This window comes from Desertivirga arenae (assembly GCF_017355785.1).
Classification (GTDB): Bacteria; Bacteroidota; Bacteroidia; order Sphingobacteriales; family Sphingobacteriaceae; genus Desertivirga; species Desertivirga arenae.
This window is the reverse complement of sequence record NZ_JAFEWE010000003.1, coordinates 313,924-330,193: the sequence shown is the minus strand read 5'-3', so window position 1 is coordinate 330,193 and position 16,270 is coordinate 313,924. Positions and strand designations below refer to the sequence as shown.

Annotated in this window: 17 protein-coding genes; 10 read left to right on the top strand and 7 right to left on the bottom strand. The window is 38.8% G+C overall.

Annotated elements, in window-relative coordinates; all coding sequences use genetic code 11:
- Window positions 1–54: 54 nt before the first annotated feature.
- Both J4N24_RS08425 and J4N24_RS08420 read left to right on the top strand, forming a co-directional pair.
- Window positions 55–630 (top strand): Crp/Fnr family transcriptional regulator, encoded by a 576-nt coding sequence (locus tag J4N24_RS08425; protein ID WP_207533230.1) that lies wholly within the window; start codon window positions 55–57, stop codon window positions 628–630.
- 66 nt (window positions 631–696) lie between these two features.
- Window positions 697–1,149 carry a carboxymuconolactone decarboxylase family protein gene (locus J4N24_RS08420; protein ID WP_207533229.1) on the top strand — a complete coding sequence of 151 codons (453 nt, stop codon included), beginning with the start codon at window positions 697–699 and terminating at the stop codon, window positions 1,147–1,149.
- A 73-nt stretch (window positions 1,150–1,222) separates the two neighbouring features.
- Here the strand turns inward: J4N24_RS08420 and J4N24_RS08415 are convergent, their stop codons facing one another.
- The gene (locus J4N24_RS08415; RefSeq protein WP_242691565.1) at window positions 1,223–1,411 is read right to left on the bottom strand and encodes a hypothetical protein; all 189 of its coding nucleotides are present in this window, start codon (window positions 1,409–1,411) and stop codon (window positions 1,223–1,225) included.
- Window positions 1,412–1,581: 170 nt separating this feature from the next.
- Between J4N24_RS08415 and J4N24_RS08410 the strand changes: the two genes are divergently transcribed.
- Window positions 1,582–2,430, top strand: coding sequence for a hypothetical protein (locus J4N24_RS08410; RefSeq protein ID WP_207533228.1), 849 nt, complete (start codon window positions 1,582–1,584; stop codon window positions 2,428–2,430).
- Between the two features lie 2 nt (window positions 2,431–2,432).
- Here J4N24_RS08410 and J4N24_RS08405 read toward each other — a convergent pair whose 3' ends face one another.
- A complete protein-coding gene (locus J4N24_RS08405) occupies window positions 2,433–2,660 on the bottom strand; it encodes a DUF3072 domain-containing protein (protein WP_207533227.1) in 228 nt (75 codons plus the stop codon).
- Between the two features lie 384 nt (window positions 2,661–3,044).
- On the opposite strand from J4N24_RS08405, the gene J4N24_RS08400 reads away from it, so the two are divergent.
- Window positions 3,045–3,824, top strand: coding sequence for a PRC-barrel domain-containing protein (locus tag J4N24_RS08400; RefSeq protein ID WP_207533226.1), 780 nt, complete (start codon window positions 3,045–3,047; stop codon window positions 3,822–3,824).
- A 70-nt stretch (window positions 3,825–3,894) separates the two neighbouring features.
- Here the strand turns inward: J4N24_RS08400 and J4N24_RS08395 are convergent, their stop codons facing one another.
- The 4 genes from J4N24_RS08395 to J4N24_RS08380 all read right to left on the bottom strand — a co-directional run bounded on the left by J4N24_RS08395 (window position 3,895) and on the right by J4N24_RS08380 (window position 6,408).
- Complete coding sequence (locus tag J4N24_RS08395; protein ID WP_207533225.1) at window positions 3,895–4,803, bottom strand: DMT family transporter; 909 nt, start codon at window positions 4,801–4,803, stop codon at window positions 3,895–3,897.
- A 99-nt stretch (window positions 4,804–4,902) separates the two neighbouring features.
- Window positions 4,903–5,271 carry a response regulator transcription factor gene (locus tag J4N24_RS08390; RefSeq protein WP_207533224.1) on the bottom strand — a complete coding sequence of 123 codons (369 nt, stop codon included), beginning with the start codon at window positions 5,269–5,271 and terminating at the stop codon, window positions 4,903–4,905.
- A gap of 188 nt (window positions 5,272–5,459) precedes the next feature.
- The gene (locus J4N24_RS08385) at window positions 5,460–5,963 is read right to left on the bottom strand and encodes a GNAT family N-acetyltransferase (protein ID WP_207533223.1); all 504 of its coding nucleotides are present in this window, start codon (window positions 5,961–5,963) and stop codon (window positions 5,460–5,462) included.
- Between the two features lie 133 nt (window positions 5,964–6,096).
- On the bottom strand, window positions 6,097–6,408 hold the full coding sequence (locus tag J4N24_RS08380) for a hypothetical protein (RefSeq protein ID WP_207533222.1): 312 nt from the start codon (window positions 6,406–6,408) through the stop codon (window positions 6,097–6,099).
- A 213-nt stretch (window positions 6,409–6,621) separates the two neighbouring features.
- Between J4N24_RS08380 and J4N24_RS08375 the strand changes: the two genes are divergently transcribed.
- The 5 genes from J4N24_RS08375 (at window position 6,622) to J4N24_RS08355 (ending at window position 14,082) form a co-directional block, all read left to right on the top strand.
- On the top strand, window positions 6,622–7,167 hold the full coding sequence (locus J4N24_RS08375; RefSeq protein WP_207533221.1) for an RNA polymerase sigma factor: 546 nt from the start codon (window positions 6,622–6,624) through the stop codon (window positions 7,165–7,167).
- Window positions 7,148–7,420, top strand: coding sequence for a hypothetical protein (locus J4N24_RS08370; RefSeq protein ID WP_207533220.1), 273 nt, complete (start codon window positions 7,148–7,150; stop codon window positions 7,418–7,420). The genes J4N24_RS08375 and J4N24_RS08370 overlap by 20 nt, the downstream gene beginning before the upstream one ends.
- 92 nt (window positions 7,421–7,512) lie before the next feature.
- Entirely contained in the window at window positions 7,513–8,223 is a 711-nt protein-coding gene (locus tag J4N24_RS08365) for an ATP-dependent Clp protease proteolytic subunit (protein ID WP_207533219.1), read from the top strand.
- A gap of 203 nt (window positions 8,224–8,426) precedes the next feature.
- On the top strand, window positions 8,427–11,066 hold the full coding sequence (locus tag J4N24_RS08360; RefSeq protein ID WP_207533218.1) for an outer membrane beta-barrel protein: 2,640 nt from the start codon (window positions 8,427–8,429) through the stop codon (window positions 11,064–11,066).
- Window positions 11,067–11,409: 343 nt separating this feature from the next.
- Window positions 11,410–14,082: a carboxypeptidase-like regulatory domain-containing protein gene (locus J4N24_RS08355; protein ID WP_207533217.1), complete on the top strand. Its 2,673-nt coding sequence runs from the start codon at window positions 11,410–11,412 to the stop codon at window positions 14,080–14,082.
- A 69-nt stretch (window positions 14,083–14,151) separates the two neighbouring features.
- Here the strand turns inward: J4N24_RS08355 and J4N24_RS08350 are convergent, their stop codons facing one another.
- Complete coding sequence (locus J4N24_RS08350) at window positions 14,152–14,979, bottom strand: universal stress protein (RefSeq protein ID WP_207533216.1); 828 nt, start codon at window positions 14,977–14,979, stop codon at window positions 14,152–14,154.
- Between the two features lie 188 nt (window positions 14,980–15,167).
- On the opposite strand from J4N24_RS08350, the gene J4N24_RS08345 reads away from it, so the two are divergent.
- Window positions 15,168–16,265, top strand: coding sequence for a spore photoproduct lyase family protein (locus tag J4N24_RS08345; RefSeq protein WP_207533215.1), 1,098 nt, complete (start codon window positions 15,168–15,170; stop codon window positions 16,263–16,265).
- Window positions 16,266–16,270 lie beyond the last annotated feature (5 nt).

The following is a 16,270-nucleotide window of genomic DNA, read 5'->3' as shown; positions in this document are numbered from 1 at the left end:
GCAGATAGGCTTAGGCTACTCCTTACCTGCAACCTTAAAACTCTTTTAACCCAAATGTTGGATATTCTTAAAAAACATATAGAAAAGTTCGTACACGTTTCTGATGATGAATTTGACGAAATAAAAAAGTTCTTTGATACCAAGCAAGTAGGTAAAAAAGAAAACTTACTAGAGGAAGGCCAAATTTGCAAACATCATTACTTTGTATTAACAGGCTTGCTGCGGAAGTTTTTTATCAACGAAAAAGGGACAGAACAAACCACTGAATTTGCGATTGAAACCTGGTGGCTTACCGACAACTTTGCCTACGAAAACAAAATGCCCTCAGATTTTTATATTCAAGCTGTAGAGCAATCTACGATACTTTATATAACACAAGACAATCAGGAAAAACTACTAAAGGCATTTCCGATAATGGAACGGTATTTCCGGTTTGTATACCAGCGGGCTTTTGCAGCGGCTCAAAGACGAATCCAATATCTTTTTTCGTTTTCGAAAGAAGAGTTTTATGCCCAGGCTGTTAGAAATCATCCCGAATTTGTACAACGTGTTCCCCAGTACTTAATCGCCTCCTATCTGGGATTCACACCAGAGTATTTAAGCGAGATCCGTAAGAGGTATATTTCTTAAACCAGTTTAAGTTTTTCCGTTTTAGCATTTTTCAATTTTGTATTCAACAATTCAAAAAGAAATAAAATGCAAAAACGATTTAACATTAAAGCAGTAGCTCCAAATGCTCTGAAAGCAATGATTGGTTTAGAAACCTATCTTTCACAGTGTTCTATCTCTAAAACAACTAAGGAACTCATTAAAATCCGTGCTTCCCAAATAAATGGTTGTGCGTTTTGTATTAATATTCACACGCAAGACGCAATTAAAAGTGGCGAAACTAACCAACGTATTTTCTTGCTAAATGCCTGGAAAGAAGTTGAGGGTGTTTTTACGGAAGAGGAAAAGGTTGTGTTGGCAATAACGGAAGAGATAACGTTGATCCATCAAAAAGGATTAACAGAGGAGACCTACACAAAGGCCTTACAGTTTTTTAGCGAAACCCAGATTGCTGATATTATAATGGCAGTTACTACCATCAATCTCTGGAACAGGATTGTGCTAAGCACACACTTATTAATAGGGGAAAGCCTTGCTTAAGCTACTTAAAAGAGATCGCAAGTGGTCTAACTTGCGATCTCTTTTGCAAGAAAGATGATATGTGTTTTTTGCTTTAGCCAAACAGAGACCTCTTCTTTAACCATTTACGAACAGGTTCATCGTACCATTTAAATGCGGCGTACGCTAACACAACCGAGCCTATTAGAATTAGTAATGCATAGGGCGAGGCTTGCAGCAGGGTGATTCCTTTATTATTACTGATCCAGGCTACGTAAAAATAAACAAGCGGATAATGTACCATGTAAAGCGGTTAGGGAATATCACTTAGAAACTTACATGATTTGTTTTCATTTGCTCCTTGTTTTCATATTTCACTGATGTGTAGCTTAAAGTTCTAACACATAAACATTTACAAGCTCATGAGTATAAAAATTAATTTATTATATTAGATACCGAATTTTACTTATCACAATGGTTAATTCCAAAACAAATTTTATCTCTGATAAAATAGGGCAAATCTTTTCCGGCTCATATCTTGCATTCATTGGTTTTGCTTTTATTTTGTTTTCAAGCGGCTGCAATCATTACTACTATGCTCCGAGTTCAAATTTTACACCTTTATTCACTGAAAAGGACGAGCTGAGTTTCAATCTGCATGATAGTCTTGGGTGGGAACATGCGGGCGGTGAATTTCAAGGAGCCTGGGCGTTTGGAAAACATACTGCTGTTATGGCGAGTATCTTTAGCGCAACCGCAGAAGAGGGGACAGTTGAAACGTCGAATACTACTGAAGGCAATGAAAGCAAAGACTGGGGCGATGGGACGTACTACGAAGGGGCGTTTGGATATTTTACCGCATTAACTAAGGGAGAGTCTTACAGGAAAGGCGTGTTCGAAATTTACGGCGGGGTTGGAAAAGGGAATGTCACTAATAGCTTTGGTCTGTATCGAACAATAGAAAACTCTTTTACGAAAGTTTTTGTACAACCTAGCCTGGGATACAAGAGCAAAGTTTTTGACCTGGCGTTTTCAGGAAAATTAAGCTTTGTTGATATAGGTTTCAAGGGAAGCTCGAGGGGGTACCCAAGTCTTGAGAGTGACTTGAACGATTTGCAATTTGTACAGGCCCATCCGAAAAGCTTAATGTGGGAGCCAGGGTTGGTAGCAGAGTTGGGTTGGTTGCCAATAAAGGTAAAAATGCAGTTAACACGATCAATAAATCTCACCTATTCTGAATACCCTCAAGACAATTTTATTTTCGCAATAGGGGTCAATGCGAGATTTAATGTAACGAAACAAAGACTGGTTGGAGGAAAGTAATACTAATCCTCCTTTTCCAGACCTCGTCCTGTTTTATGTTGTAGTTCATCAATTTTTTTTGAGGCTTCCGCTTTTGTCAGGTCATCTTCCAGTTCTTCTCCAGCCTCTGCTGCAAGAGTCTTTAAGTAAGATTCCTGGGCTCCTGTTAAGGGTTCATTTCCAGTTGTCCAATCATCTGGATCTTTTATGGTATTGGATGCCTTCTGGTTTTCTTTTTTATTCTCTTCCATCTTTCTATTCGTTTTCAAAAACAACTTGGTGTTGGCCCAATTGTTTGCCTATCGTATCCAAATTATATAAGATTCACCCTTTATTCTTAAAGCCTTCACTTGATGTAAATCTCTGCCAGCAGTGATGAAGATCAATCTTTTAATTAGACTGCCACCTTACTTTAGTAGTATCAAAAAAGGAGTTGTTATGAAAACCAAGACTAACTTTTCAGGAGCTGTATTAGTACTATATTTTCTTTTTGCCATTTGCTTTGTAATTCATTTTATTAAAACTGGCAAGGCCTATTAATAGTAATGGTTGACCACCAACACCCTGGCTGTTAGGAATAATCACTAAAACTATTCCTGAGTTAAAAGGGTTTTATGATAAAAAAGGAGGTCAATATGTTACGTAGTATTCTCAGTTTGCGCAATTTCTCCATACGGGCTACAGACGGCGAGATTGGTAAGGTTAAAGACTTTTACTTCGATGATCAGGCCTGGACCTTGCGTTATTTAGTAGTTGAAACAGGCAACTGGTTAATGGGTAGAAAGGTTCTTATATCAACCGCTGCACTTCATGCTCCAGATTGGGACAATCGCACTTTTCCTGTTGATCTTACAACAGATCAGGTTAAGCACAGTCCCGATATAGACACTGAAAAGCCTGTTACAAGAGAGCAGGAAACGGATTTGCACAATCACTATTCATGGCCCCTGGATCGCGGAGGAATAGGGTTCCTGACAACAGGGATGGTTGGAGGTGTAATTGCTCCCGATATTCCATTTGAGGAACGGATTGCTATGGAAGCACATAGGGGTGAAACTCGGGAAGAAAGCCCCAGGCATCTTCGAAGCTTTAAGCATTTAACAGATTTCAGCGTTAGGACTTCTGAAGATAACATTGGCGAGCTTCACGACTTTCTGCTAAATGATAACGATTGGAGTATTCCGTATATGGTTATTGAAGCAGGAAACTGGTATTCTGGAGACAAGCTTCTAGCGCCTACCAAATTTGTTGACAGAGTAGAGTGGGAGGGTATGTCGGTAAATTATTTGAAATCTACCGCGTCTTTAAGAAATGCTCCTGAATTTGATTATGATCAGCTTGATAGGGAGGATTTCATCTCAACATATGAAAACGCCAATTCTAATCCCGAAAGTAACTCCGGCAGTAATTACTAAGGCTACTAAGAGGGGCGAACAACTACTTGCCCCTTTTCTGTTATTTTACGAGTTGCCTGTTTTCTCTATTCTATTCTTTTTTCCGGCTGAGTAAAAGTACTCCTATCACCACAAGGGTTGTTCCTATCACCTGTTCTGTTAGAAACTTTTCACCTAGGAAATAATGTGCCTGAATGATAGTGGAGACAGGGCCGATGCTTGAAATAATAGCGACATTGTTAGATCCGATCCTTTTAATCGCTGCAGAAAGCATAAAGGATGGTATTACAGTTGCAATAACGCCTAAAGCCAAACCATACCCCCATAAATCGCCATTCTGTTGCAGTATAGTATAGTTGCCTCTTATAAGGTAATGAATAAAGATTCCAGCGGTAGCTGCTATCATCGCATAGGCTGTGAACCTGGGTGCTCCTATTTGAGGAATAATCCGGCCACTACCAACTATGTAAATAGAATAAGTGATTGAACAGACAAAAATCAGAAAGCTACCCCAAAGGAAGTTAGGATTTGTTGTATCCACCTTTAACTCCGCAAAGTAAGCAAACACTACTCCGATATACGTAAGCAGGAGTGCAATCTTCTGGTTTCGATTAATTTTCTGCTTGAAAAAAAGACCATTTATAAGAACAATAAACGTGGGATAGAGAAATAAAATAAGCCTTTCAAGGCCAGCTGAAATGTATTGAAGTCCGATGAAATCGAACAAGCTGCTGAGGTAATACCCAAAGATTCCCAGGATTACAAGATAGCACCACTGTCTGGAGCTCAACTGAGTATTTGATTTTTGCTTGTTAATCAGAAAGGCAGCAATGGCATAAAATGGAAGAGAGAACACCATCCGTAAGGTAAGGAGTGAAAGCGCATCAACCTTTATATGATTAAAAGCGAGCTTCACCATTATTGCTTTTGTCGAGAATAAAACTGCACCGACAAAAGCAATCAGAAATCCTGTTAGTGTTAAAGGTTCCTTATTGTTCATTTAATATTCCCTGTTTCTAAAACCTGCAAAGGTAGGTTGATAGCAAAGGTAATATTCCAATTCAGGTTTAAGCTTTTAACAGGATTTCTATAAACAGTATTAGCCTTCAACAAAACCTTGTTTCGCTAATTGCACATGGATCTTGTCAAGAATTTTCTTTTCGTCAAAAGGTGTAACGATAAGATGGTTCAGGACTCGCTCCTTGTTTGAATCCATATCCGAGACAAGGATGATCGGCACCGATTTCTGATAGGTACTTAATTTCAAATACTCCAGTGTTTCCCGGTTTCGCAATCTCCAATTGGAAATATGTAGCAAAATAAGGTGAGGTGTAAAATTATGTATGAAATTGTGGATATCTGAATATCGTGTACAGGTAAAGGTTTCGTAACCTTCAAACGTTAAAAATAGGTCCAGCGACTCCCTCATCGCCAAATCCTCGGCTACAATTAAAATTCTCGCACTCATGTTTTTCAATAGATAAGATGAAGCAATTTACATGCCTGTACTGAACAATCCTAATAGTTGGTCAGGTTTTACTAGTCTTTTATCCCGAATAAGGGAATGTTACCATACAATTTGATGATGAATGTGGTAGATGAAAATCTGGATTTGGTACGAAAACCAAATCCAGTGTTGATAGTAGGTAGTGGTAACTAAAGGCGTCTGCCCATGCATATACTGCCTTTCATTCCGATGTAGGGCCCAAAATTTTCAATTTTTGCAAATCCGTATTTTCTGAATAATTGAAGTGCCTGATGCTGAAGCTCTCCCGTTTCTAATACCAATGCTTCTAAATTCAGCTCTTTTGCCCATTCAATTATTTCTTCCATCAATCCCGAGCCAACATTTAAGCCTCTGAAATAGGGACTTACAAATACTCGCTTAACTTCCGCCGTAGCGTCATTAATTAATTTGAAACAACCTCCTCCGATAGTTATCCCTCCAATAGAAGCGAGCACAACCGTATCAAGTTCTGCCACCGAAATATCTATATCGTATCTGTATCCCTGGTGATTGTAAATAGCTTGGAGGTTTTCATCAAGCTCCTTGATTAAATCGCTGAATTTTTTGTCTTTTCCTGTTGTTCTAAGGAATTCTGTTGTTGTTTCTAGTTCCGTCTGGGTGCTTTTGTGAAAATTCACCTTTTCTTCAATCATTTTGTCTTGTTTTGTTCTTGTTTTGTACTAAAGTACATAAAAAAAGACAAAAAATCTACTTAATTTATATTAAATGATATTGTTTATTGAATTTTTAGTAATGTATCGGTGGTTGTTTTATTGATATGTTCCTCTAATCTAATGAATCCATATCGTATCCTCCTGTACAGTCCAGGCAGGCATTAGAAAATGCATCATATGCTTCATAAGCAGCACCTGGTTTACCGAATAAAGTAATTATACGGTCAACTCTTATCAGGACTCCTGAATGGAGTGTTATAAACACGCCGGAACCAGATTCGGAGAGGGTTTTAATAATACCCTTTTCGGAGCAAACGGAACTATCATCGCAGAAATAAAAAATGCTTCCCGAAGTTTCTTTTATTATTTCTTCCTCAATTACTTCCCGGTAAACCCATTCAACGGGCGTATAGCTTGTTTCCATAATGAAGATTCTTTAATGATATATAACTGACAGGCAGAGGTTAGGTTTCTAAAAGGACCTTTTATATGTTCAACAGTTATTCTCTGTTAGGCAGATTTCTACCTACTGCACCTTTTTGGAATTTCATAGATAAATCACCTTTTAATAAAAATTTTTCTGATGAGAGGTGATAATTTATCTTGAACTTGCACTTATAAGAAAACTCGAAGCAAAATGGAGGAATTTGTAAATCAGAAGCACGCCATAGACGTCCGGGAAAATAGACTTTTAGCTTTATACAAAGAGGCATTTCCTATGGTAGCAAAGTTTATTAGCAGGAGGGGAGGTGGTTTTGATCAGGCAAAAGATATTTTTCAGGACGCACTTGTAATATGGTATGAAAAAGCCGCCTGTAACGAGGGAAAGCTTATTTCTGACAAGGCGTACGTGTTTGGGATAGCAAAGCATTTATGGCTTAGAGCCTTTGGGTCCAATGGTTTTAACTCAGATCTTAAGACTGACTTGTTTCCAGAAATTGAAGACTTTCAGGATGAAAGCTTTTCTTCGGGGCGCCTGTTGGCTCTGTTGGAGTATTCCGGACAAAAGTGTTTACAGCTTCTGAAGTCATTCTATTACGATAGGTTTAGCATGTTAGAAGTCGCCCAAACCTTTGGATTTAAAACGGAACGATCAGCTACCGTACAAAAATATAAGTGTCTTGAAAAGGTAAGAGATACAGTTAAGGAAAAAGCATTACAATATGAGGACTTCCTTGAATGAAATAAAGTATATTGATGACCATCTTCAGGGAAAGTTGGCAGTCGAGGAAGAACTTCTTCTAGAGGTAAGGAAAATCATTGATCATTCTTTTGCCTCAAATGTGGTAGCGCAGCAAAATAGTCATCACCTGATCCGGGAATATGGAAGAAAAATGCTGCGACAGGAAATAGAATCTATTCACCAGAAATTATTTACTGAAAAAGAACACAGTGGCTTCCGGAGCTTGATCTCCTCTTTATTCCCAAAAAGATAATATCCCATTATTTCCATTTCTTAAAATGCGAAATTTTTCGCCTGGCCGTGGTATGTCCTTTTATTACCGAAAAGTATCAATAGCAATAGATTATGAAAACAGAAAAAGAAGAATTTAGAAATTATGCTCTTAAGCACCATCGTATTAATAGCCTGACCGTAGATAGTTTTATTTCCCGAGTTGAGAAAAGCCGGTTGGCAGTTGGAATGACACCTTACATAGTGGAGGAGCGCCAATTGAATGTAGCACAAATGGATGTGTTTTCCAGGCTTATGATAGACCGTATAATATTTCTTGGCGATGCCATAGATGATAGAGTAGCCAATATAATACAAGCTCAACTGCTATTTCTTCAATCAATTGACACCAAGCGAGATATTCAGATCTACATCAACTCGCCAGGTGGTGTTGTTTACGCAGGGCTGGGTATCTATGATACCATGCAATATATTACGCCAGATGTAGCTACAATTTGTACGGGCACAGCGCTTTCTATGGGATCTATCTTATTATGTGCGGGGGCTCCTGGAAAAAGAGCTGCTCTTCCCCATGCCCGGGTTATGATTCATCAACCACTTGGAGGTGTGCAGGGACAGGCATCGGATATTGAAATCACGGCAAGAGAGGTTCTAAAGCTGAAGCAGGAACTTTATCAAATCTATGTAAAACACACCGGTTTGGATTACCAGACCATTCATGATGCCGCAGATCGCGATTATTGGATGATTGCCCGGGAAGCTAAAGATTTCGGCTTAATAGATGAGGTTCTTGGAGGAATAGAGGACGCTATTGTGGCATCCTAGTCCATCTGTTACAAGTTTTCAATACCCAGGCATTTGTCTTTGAAATTTTTCCAGTGTAACATCATGATTACTGCGGGATTAAAATAAAAGCATAGTTGTAGTTTTGTGGCTAAATGAAAGCAGCTTGTGTAAACATACACACACTGAAGCAAACTTAAATCTTGCTCACAAGATTGCTTTCATTGCCTCAAAACTAGCTTTCAATGAAAAAGACTGTACTAAAATTTCAGTTTTCTGTATTCCTATTGCTTTTTCTTTCGGGAACAACCTTTGCACAGTCTGCTTATACTGTTAAAGGCGTTGTTCAGGATACCGCGGGGAACTCTTTACCAGGAGCAATTATTCGTCTCATTAATGGTAAAGACAGTGTATCTACCTCTACTGATCTTAATGGTGGATTCGTGTTAAATAACGTCAAGTTCTTAAGCTTTCAACTAAAGGCAGCTTATATTGGTTTTAAAAATACCACACGACCGGTGAATAACACTAAGGGAGAAAAAGTGCTTGTTATCCCGACTATAAAATTGAGAGAGAATTCTAATACGCTTAGGGAAGTCGTGATTTCCGGAACTCCGCCCATAAGGATTAAAGAAGACACTGTTCAGTTTGATGCAAAAGCATTTAAAGTAAGGGATGGCGACGCTGTAGAGGAGATGATTAAAAAACTTCCTGGACTTACTGTTGACAAGGATGGAAAGGTAACAGCTCAGGGAAAACCCATAACCAAGATCCGTGTAAATGGTAAGGATTTTTTTGGCTCTGACGTTGCTACTGCCATACAGAACTTACCCGCTGATATTGTTCAGAACTTACAGGTAATTGACGACTATGGTGATCAGGCTAAAGTGACCGGAATAAAAGCAGATGAGCCTGAGAAGATCTTAAATATCAATATACAGCCTGACAAAAAGAAAGGATATTTCGCAAGAGGAACGGGTGGAATGGGTAATGAAGGAAGGTACATTGCCAGTGTTAGGGGAAATGCGTTTAAGGGTGAAAGGCAAGTTTCTTATGACCTTTCATTGAACAACACCAACATAAGAGGCGGAAATGGTAATGGGATAACCAATAACAGAAGTGTCGGTCTTAATTATAAGAACGAGTGGGGTAAGAAGGTAAATGCCGATTGGAGTTACCGTTTTAATAATAGTGATAATAACACGATTTCTTCAAGTTATCAGCAGACTTTTTATAGTGGATTTACAAGAATAGTTGATGCAAATAATAACAATAACACGATCAACCGTAATCACGAATTCTCGGGGAATGTTGAATTAAAATTCGATACACTAAACTACTTGAAGGTATCGCCATTTGTGAGCTTCAATAACGGAGATAATTCCAATGGAGGGAATAATAACACCATTAATAATAGAGATACCATCAGCATAAGAAGGACGTTTAATCAGGCTGCAAATTCTTTTTCGCGAAATATTGGCTCCAATTTCTTCTTCAACCACAAGTTTCTGAAGCCTGGCCGAAATGTTAGTTTTTGGGCAAGCGCGGCTTATAATAAAGGAGATAACGACCGCGATTCAAGGAATGATGATGTAAAAGATTCCCTTGGTTTTGTCTCTTATGCCAGACAATATCAATACATAGAGAATTTCAATGATAACTTTAGAGTTAATGCTAATGTAACTTATTCGGAGCCATTATCTAAAGCAACTTTTCTTGATCTGAGGTATTTTTACAATTATTCAAATACTAAGAATGGTCGCGACTTAAGTGATATTAATCCTTCTACAGAAGAAAAAGTTTTCAATGAACAGCAAAGTAATAATTACAACTACCAGTTTATTACTAACAGGATTGGTTTCAATTTAAGGCACGTTAAGCAGAAATACAATTATTCAATTGGAGTTAACGCCCAACCTGTAACATTAAAAGGAAACGACCTCACACGAAATATTAGAACATCGAAAGAAACGTTTAATTGGATACCTTCTGGTCGTTTCGTTTATAAGTTCACGAAACAGAAATCATTAACAGCGAATTATTTCGGTCGGAGTAGTCAGCCTGGTTTTAATCAATTACAACCTATTGTAGACAGTACTAATCGCAATAATATAGTAGTTGGAAATAGTCAGCTGGATCCTGAATTTAATCATACTGTTAATGTGGAGTACAATCAGTCTGACTGGAAGAAAGGTAATATGTTCTTCGCAAACTTTAACTACAACCAGATTGACAATAAAATAGTAAACACACGTACTTTTGATCCCACCAGCTTGAGGCAGTATACCACTTATGTAAATACTGATGGGTTTTACTCTCTTCGTGGAAATTACTCTTACGCCATCCCTTTTGATGAAAGGAAATATACAGTCACTTTTTATGGAGGTGGAAATTTTAGTAATAATGTTGGCTTCAATAACGGCCTGAAGAATATTGCGAAAAACTATGTTGCTGATCAGGGAATCAAATTCAGATTGGATATTAAAGATATAATGGATACTGAATTTAATACCAATTATTCGTTCAATACAACAGAGTACTCTTTACCTAATCTCGATGACCGGACCACTAACCGTTATAATTTTAGCATAGAAGGAAGGAATTATTTTTTCAAAGACCTGACCCTGGGTTATTCGATCAATAAAACAATCAATAAAGGGTTTAGCTCTGGAAATCCTAATCCATCTATCCTTAACCTTTATACGGAATATCGCTTTCTTAAAGGGAATATGGGTGCGTTAAGATTCTATGCCTTTGATTTGTTCAATGAGAATACAGGTATTAGCAGGGATGTATTTGGTGATGAAATAATTGACAGCCGTAGTAACAGGCTTGGAAGATATTTCCTAATGTCGTTTGTACTAAGAGTTAGGAAGTTCGGCTAGCGGGCTGATTTATTAAAACGACTTTAAATTATAGAGGGCTGCCGTTTGACAAGGGCAGCCTTTCTTGTTATTGGGCCTTTGCTTAATTCGGAAAAAGAAGGTCAAAGTCTTGATCTTTATCGACTTTGATAAAACTAATTAATAAAGTTTTTCTTAATTTAATACTAACAATAATTATTAAACCTGCTCCATGTCTTCCCTGAATAACATCTGTGTTAACGTCTGTCGGCACCACAACAGAGCTTCCTGTAAAGTAGTGTTTTTCCTGTTTTACATTTTGCCTCAGATCTGCGGTTTAGGATTAGTTAAAGCTCAAAACGCAGACACTGCAAGTTTAAGACAGATGGTAGAGATTGTAAATCGTTTTACAGAAGAGCAAGCTGCGGAGAAATTGTATGTTCACACAGATAAAGAAAGTTATAATACGAATGATACCTTATGGTGCAAGACCTACCTGTTTAATGCTGCATTCCTTTCGTCCACAAGCAAGAGTGGAATTATGTACATGGAAATTGCCAATGATAGCAACAGGGTGGTGAAACGAATCATGCTTCCTGTTTATCTGGGACTTTCGGTGGGGCAGATTCCCCTGTCTGAAAATGAATTTCCACAAGGATGGTACACCTTAAGGGCCTATACCAATTGGATGAGGAATTTTAGCGAGAGCGCTATCTACTCTAAGCCGTTTTATGTAAGTACAATCTCGGCGAAAGTCTGGTCCATTAATTTAAGAACAAGAACAGATGAAGGGCTTCAAAAAGAAAAATTACAACTTCAGTTTAAAATAGATCAGCTTGACAGGGTACCGGTAGGATTACGAGAATTACAACTTAGTTTGAGTAATAAGAACAAGACTGTTGCAAAGCGTAAAGTGCAAACCAATGCAGAGGGGGAGTTAGATCTTACTTTTGATCTGGATGCAAAAGCTGAAGCTGGAAAGCTAGCAGTGACAATTGAAGACCTGCGAAAGGGAGAGGGAAACAGGAAGCTAATAATCCCTTTACGTATTGGAAAAGGAAATGATATAGATTTACAATTCTTACCTGAAGGAGGGAAGCTGGTGGCAGGATTACCAGGCCGTGTTGCTTTTAAAGCTGTATCTCAAGAAGGATTGGGGGTTGTTGTAAAAGGCATAATATATGATAGTAAATCACGGGAAGTTGCAATAATAAATGGATCACCGAAGGGGATGGGGGTATTTCAATTGACACCGGAAGCTGGCGAAATTTATTGGGCAAAGGTTGACAAGCCTGAAGGCTTAGCTAAGAAGTTTATGTTACCTGGAGTTGAGGTAAAGGGCATTAATTTTAGTGTAGATAATCCTCTTGAAAGCGATACGTGCTCAATAAGCATCAATGCCAGTGCGGAATTAGTGGAGGCAAATGCACGATACTATCTGATGGGAGAAGCTCGGGGAATAATTTGTTATGCCTCATCCTTCATTCTTAATAAAACCAGTTCGAAATTTCAAATTGATAAAAAGAATTTTCCGCAGGGTATCGTTCGATTTACTTTGGCAGGGGCAGATAAGACTGTTCTGAATCAAAGGCTAATATTCGCGGATCATAAAGACAATATTACTTTTAATATTGAGACAAGTAAGAAAGTCTTCAAGCAGCGAGACAGTGTCACCCTTGCGATAAAAGCGGTCGACAAAGGAGGTGCGCCCCTGGTTGGGAGTTTCTCACTAGCTGTAACAGACGATGTTTTGTATCAGCAGGAAAAGTCGCAAGCCTCGATGATTTCACATATACTGCTGGAGTCTGAATTGAAAGGTCATTTAGAAGAGCCCGGCTATTACTTAGTGGGAAGCTTCGATCTGCAGAGGTGGAAAGAGCTTGATCTGTTGTTACTTACGCAGGGCTGGGGTTCATACGACTGGACTAAAGCTTTTCAACCTCCAACTATACCTAAATTTGCAGCAGAACCAGAATTTACAGTAAAAGGGAGAATCACGAACCTGGTTAATAAGCCAGTACAAGGTGCTAATGTTTTACTGGTCTCGAAGAAGCCTTTCGTCTTTAAAGATACCTTAACCAATAACCTGGGTAGCTTTACCTTTCGCGGGATAACTCATGCAGATTCGGCAGCATATTTCATTCAAGTTAAAAATAAGAAAGGTAAAAACTCAGCCGCAGAAATCGAAGTAGAATCTTTTGTTCCACCTGTATTTACCTCAAACAGTTCTTCAAAGATGCCATGGTTTCTAAATATAGATTCCATTAAAATGGAGGCGGCAAGAAAGCAGGTCCAGTTGCGCAACGAAGGCCTGAAGACTGGAAATAAGCTGCTAAAAGAAGTTGTTATAAAAGCAAAAAAGGTAGTTAAAGACTCTAAGAACTTAAATGGCCCGGGGGAAGCTGACGTTATTATTGATGAAAAAGAATTGGAAAATCAGGGTAGAACAACTCTGCTGCAGTTGTTGGAAAAAAATGTGAAGGGATTCTCAGTTAGAACTACAAAAACAGGAGATCGTTTCTTTGCAATTAATGGTAATTTCCTTCATGTGATTATTGATGGAGTAAACACAGAATTTTTTTATTCCGGGGCTGAGCCTATCTATGAATTCTTCAAGCAGTATTTTGATTACTACGATGCTTCTGAAATCAAAGGTATTGAGGTAATGAGCAGTGGCGGCTATCAAATGAAATATTCAAGCGCTTTTTTACACCCATTAGTAGACCCCTTTGCTCAATCGTTCGTGGAAATAACAACCCGTGGAGGTGTAGGTCCTTTTCTCAAAAAAACTACCGGCACCTTTTTGTACAAGCCCCTGGCATTTATTCAGCCCAAATCTTTTTATTCTCCTAAATATTCTCCGGTTTCAAATCCTGATATGACCGATATTCGCTCTACTGTTTTTTGGGCTCCAAATATAATTACTAATCAGAACGGCGAGGCTCAGGTATCTTTCTATACCTCTGATAATATTGGTCGTTATTCCATCATTATTGAAGGCTCTGACATGAACGGAAAAATAGGAATAGGTCGAGCCGTGATCAATGTCGTCAAGTAGAAAAAGCATTCTGATGATCACATTGCTTTTCTTACTTAATCTTGAATTGGAGCAAGGACCTGGCGCCGTTTATTCCTCGGTCTCTTTTAGCAATAACACAGGTTTGCTTGAGTTTTGTGTTAGCGCCTGAGTAATGCTGCTATGGGTTAAACGATAGAAAAAGCTGTGTTTTCCAGGTAAGGCGATTACGACCTGAACCGGATTGCTTTCAGCAAATTCCAGGATACCGTCAACTATATTATCGTTTGAGGAGTAATTGAGATTGTAATCATGATCCTTCAATAATTCCTCTATGCTAGCCTCGATCTCTTCCTTGCTGCCTGGTTGAATTGGTTTCGAGCTTACATTCAGTAGTTCAAGCTTTACCTCTTCCTGACTTTCAATTGCTTGCAATCCACTAAGTAACTCCAAATTAGAAAGATCCTTAAAATTGCAGGGAACAAGCACGTTCTTTATGGTTTGGTACTTACAAGCCGACGGGACAACCAATACCGGAACAGGGCTGGATTTTGCGATAGATATTACTTCATCACCAATAGGACTTTCTTCATCTTCACTGTCACTTCCGGCAATAATTACATCGGGTTGTACTGTTACAATTGCTTGGTGGACAGCCCTCAATAACGAAAAATTACTCGTAGCATACTTTACAACGGTATCAGGACCGGCAAAGGCCTGCAGTTTTTCAGCTATTTCCTGAAGCTCCAGCTCAGCATTATGGTGCTGTTCAACAGGTTCATCTGTATTGGTTTGAGAAAATGAATCAAATATGGTCAGCTCTAATGCCTGTAATATAAACACCTTTTCAGTCTTCATCTGCTTCAATAAATGGCAGGCGTATTCTATTGTGTTTCTTGAAGTTGAAGAAGAATCAAAAGGGATGAGAATGGTTTTCATTTAATAAGAAATATCTATTTAACAGTACGCCATACGCTTTGTTCCAAAGGAGGTAGTACAATTGAGTGCACAAGTTTTTGTGCAAATATGTGATTAATTACTTTAATCAATCCTATTTATCCCGTTAATATTCCTTTAATCCTTCAGGTCTAAAACCAGCTATGGCTTGTTATTTGAGATGTTAGGGCATGGAAGACAGGATAGGAATGATTGAATTACCGGAAACAGAGCCGGGGGCTGAGGTAAAACCATTCAAGCTTTGGAAACCCCGAAGAGTAGTATTCAACGCTGAGACACTGCAACTTCCTTATGGTAAAGAATTGTTACAGCGAATCGATGACCTTCATTTAAAGGTAGACATAAGTAAGAACAATCGTGTTACTGGCTTGAAGGGAAAAACCGAAAGAGAGACTTACCAGATAGCCAAGTCTACAATGGCGGTAGTTGTTGCTCCCCCAAGTGCCTTTAGATTACGGCCAATACCACCTTCTGCCGACTGGCAATTTCATTTAGCAGAAGGATGTCCTGCTCATTGCCAATACTGCTACCTGGCAGGAAGCCTTTCTGGTCCGCCTGCGATAAGGGTGTTTGCAAACCTTCCTGATATCTTGGAGAATCTGAGGAATTATATTGATCCTGAAAAGCTTACAACATTTGAAGCAAGTTGCTATACCGATCCTTTGAGTCTCGAGCATCTTACCGGAGGACTTGCCAGGACCATCAACTTTTTCGGAGGCATAAGTAATGTCCAGCTGAGGTTTGTGACAAAATTTGATGCTGTAGATCCGCTTTTATCTCTTTCCCATAATGGAAACACCCGTGCACGGATAAGCTTGAATGCCACTTCTGTAGCACGAAAACTTGAAAGTGGTACTCCTAATATCGCAGCAAGGATTAATGCACTGAGGAAGCTAGCCTTACCAAAGATAGATGGGGGTGGAGGATATCCCGTTGGAGTAGTATTGGCACCTATTATGCCTATCCCAAATTGGAAAGAAGAATATACAAGTTTATTAGATCATCTTCAGGCTTCCATTGATTTTGCCTGTGACCTAACATTTGAGCTAATTACCCACCGGTTTACTCCGGGCTCGAAAGATATTCTCTTAAAGTGGTATCCTAATACAACTCTCGAGATGGATGAGGGGCTAAGGATTGTGAAAAAGAACAAGTTTGGTGGTACAAAGTATGTCTACCCCAAAGAGATGATGAAGGAATTGAAGGAGTTTTTTTATAATGAGATTCCAAGCCGCTTTCCTCAATCCAATATACTCTACTGGACCTAACTTGC

Bases quoted from the DNA above. Each gene is read 5' to 3' on its own strand.
- J4N24_RS08425 (WP_207533230.1), top strand. From the start codon at position 55: ATGTTGGATATTCTTAAAAAACATATAGAAAAGTTCGTACACGTTTCT.
- J4N24_RS08420 (WP_207533229.1), top strand. From the start codon at position 697: ATGCAAAAACGATTTAACATTAAAGCAGTAGCTCCAAATGCTCTGAAA.
- J4N24_RS08415 (WP_242691565.1), bottom strand. From the start codon at position 1,411: ATGGTACATTATCCGCTTGTTTATTTTTACGTAGCCTGGATCAGTAAT.
- J4N24_RS08410 (WP_207533228.1), top strand. From the start codon at position 1,582: ATGGTTAATTCCAAAACAAATTTTATCTCTGATAAAATAGGGCAAATC.
- J4N24_RS08405 (WP_207533227.1), bottom strand. From the start codon at position 2,660: ATGGAAGAGAATAAAAAAGAAAACCAGAAGGCATCCAATACCATAAAA.
- J4N24_RS08400 (WP_207533226.1), top strand. From the start codon at position 3,045: ATGTTACGTAGTATTCTCAGTTTGCGCAATTTCTCCATACGGGCTACA.
- J4N24_RS08395 (WP_207533225.1), bottom strand. From the start codon at position 4,803: ATGAACAATAAGGAACCTTTAACACTAACAGGATTTCTGATTGCTTTT.
- J4N24_RS08390 (WP_207533224.1), bottom strand. From the start codon at position 5,271: ATGAGTGCGAGAATTTTAATTGTAGCCGAGGATTTGGCGATGAGGGAG.
- J4N24_RS08385 (WP_207533223.1), bottom strand. From the start codon at position 5,963: ATGATTGAAGAAAAGGTGAATTTTCACAAAAGCACCCAGACGGAACTA.
- J4N24_RS08380 (WP_207533222.1), bottom strand. From the start codon at position 6,408: ATGGAAACAAGCTATACGCCCGTTGAATGGGTTTACCGGGAAGTAATT.
- J4N24_RS08375 (WP_207533221.1), top strand. From the start codon at position 6,622: ATGGAGGAATTTGTAAATCAGAAGCACGCCATAGACGTCCGGGAAAAT.
- J4N24_RS08370 (WP_207533220.1), top strand. From the start codon at position 7,148: ATGAGGACTTCCTTGAATGAAATAAAGTATATTGATGACCATCTTCAG.
- J4N24_RS08365 (WP_207533219.1), top strand. From the start codon at position 7,513: ATGAAAACAGAAAAAGAAGAATTTAGAAATTATGCTCTTAAGCACCAT.
- J4N24_RS08360 (WP_207533218.1), top strand. From the start codon at position 8,427: ATGAAAAAGACTGTACTAAAATTTCAGTTTTCTGTATTCCTATTGCTT.
- J4N24_RS08355 (WP_207533217.1), top strand. From the start codon at position 11,410: ATGGTAGAGATTGTAAATCGTTTTACAGAAGAGCAAGCTGCGGAGAAA.
- J4N24_RS08350 (WP_207533216.1), bottom strand. From the start codon at position 14,979: ATGAAAACCATTCTCATCCCTTTTGATTCTTCTTCAACTTCAAGAAAC.
- J4N24_RS08345 (WP_207533215.1), top strand. From the start codon at position 15,168: ATGGAAGACAGGATAGGAATGATTGAATTACCGGAAACAGAGCCGGGG.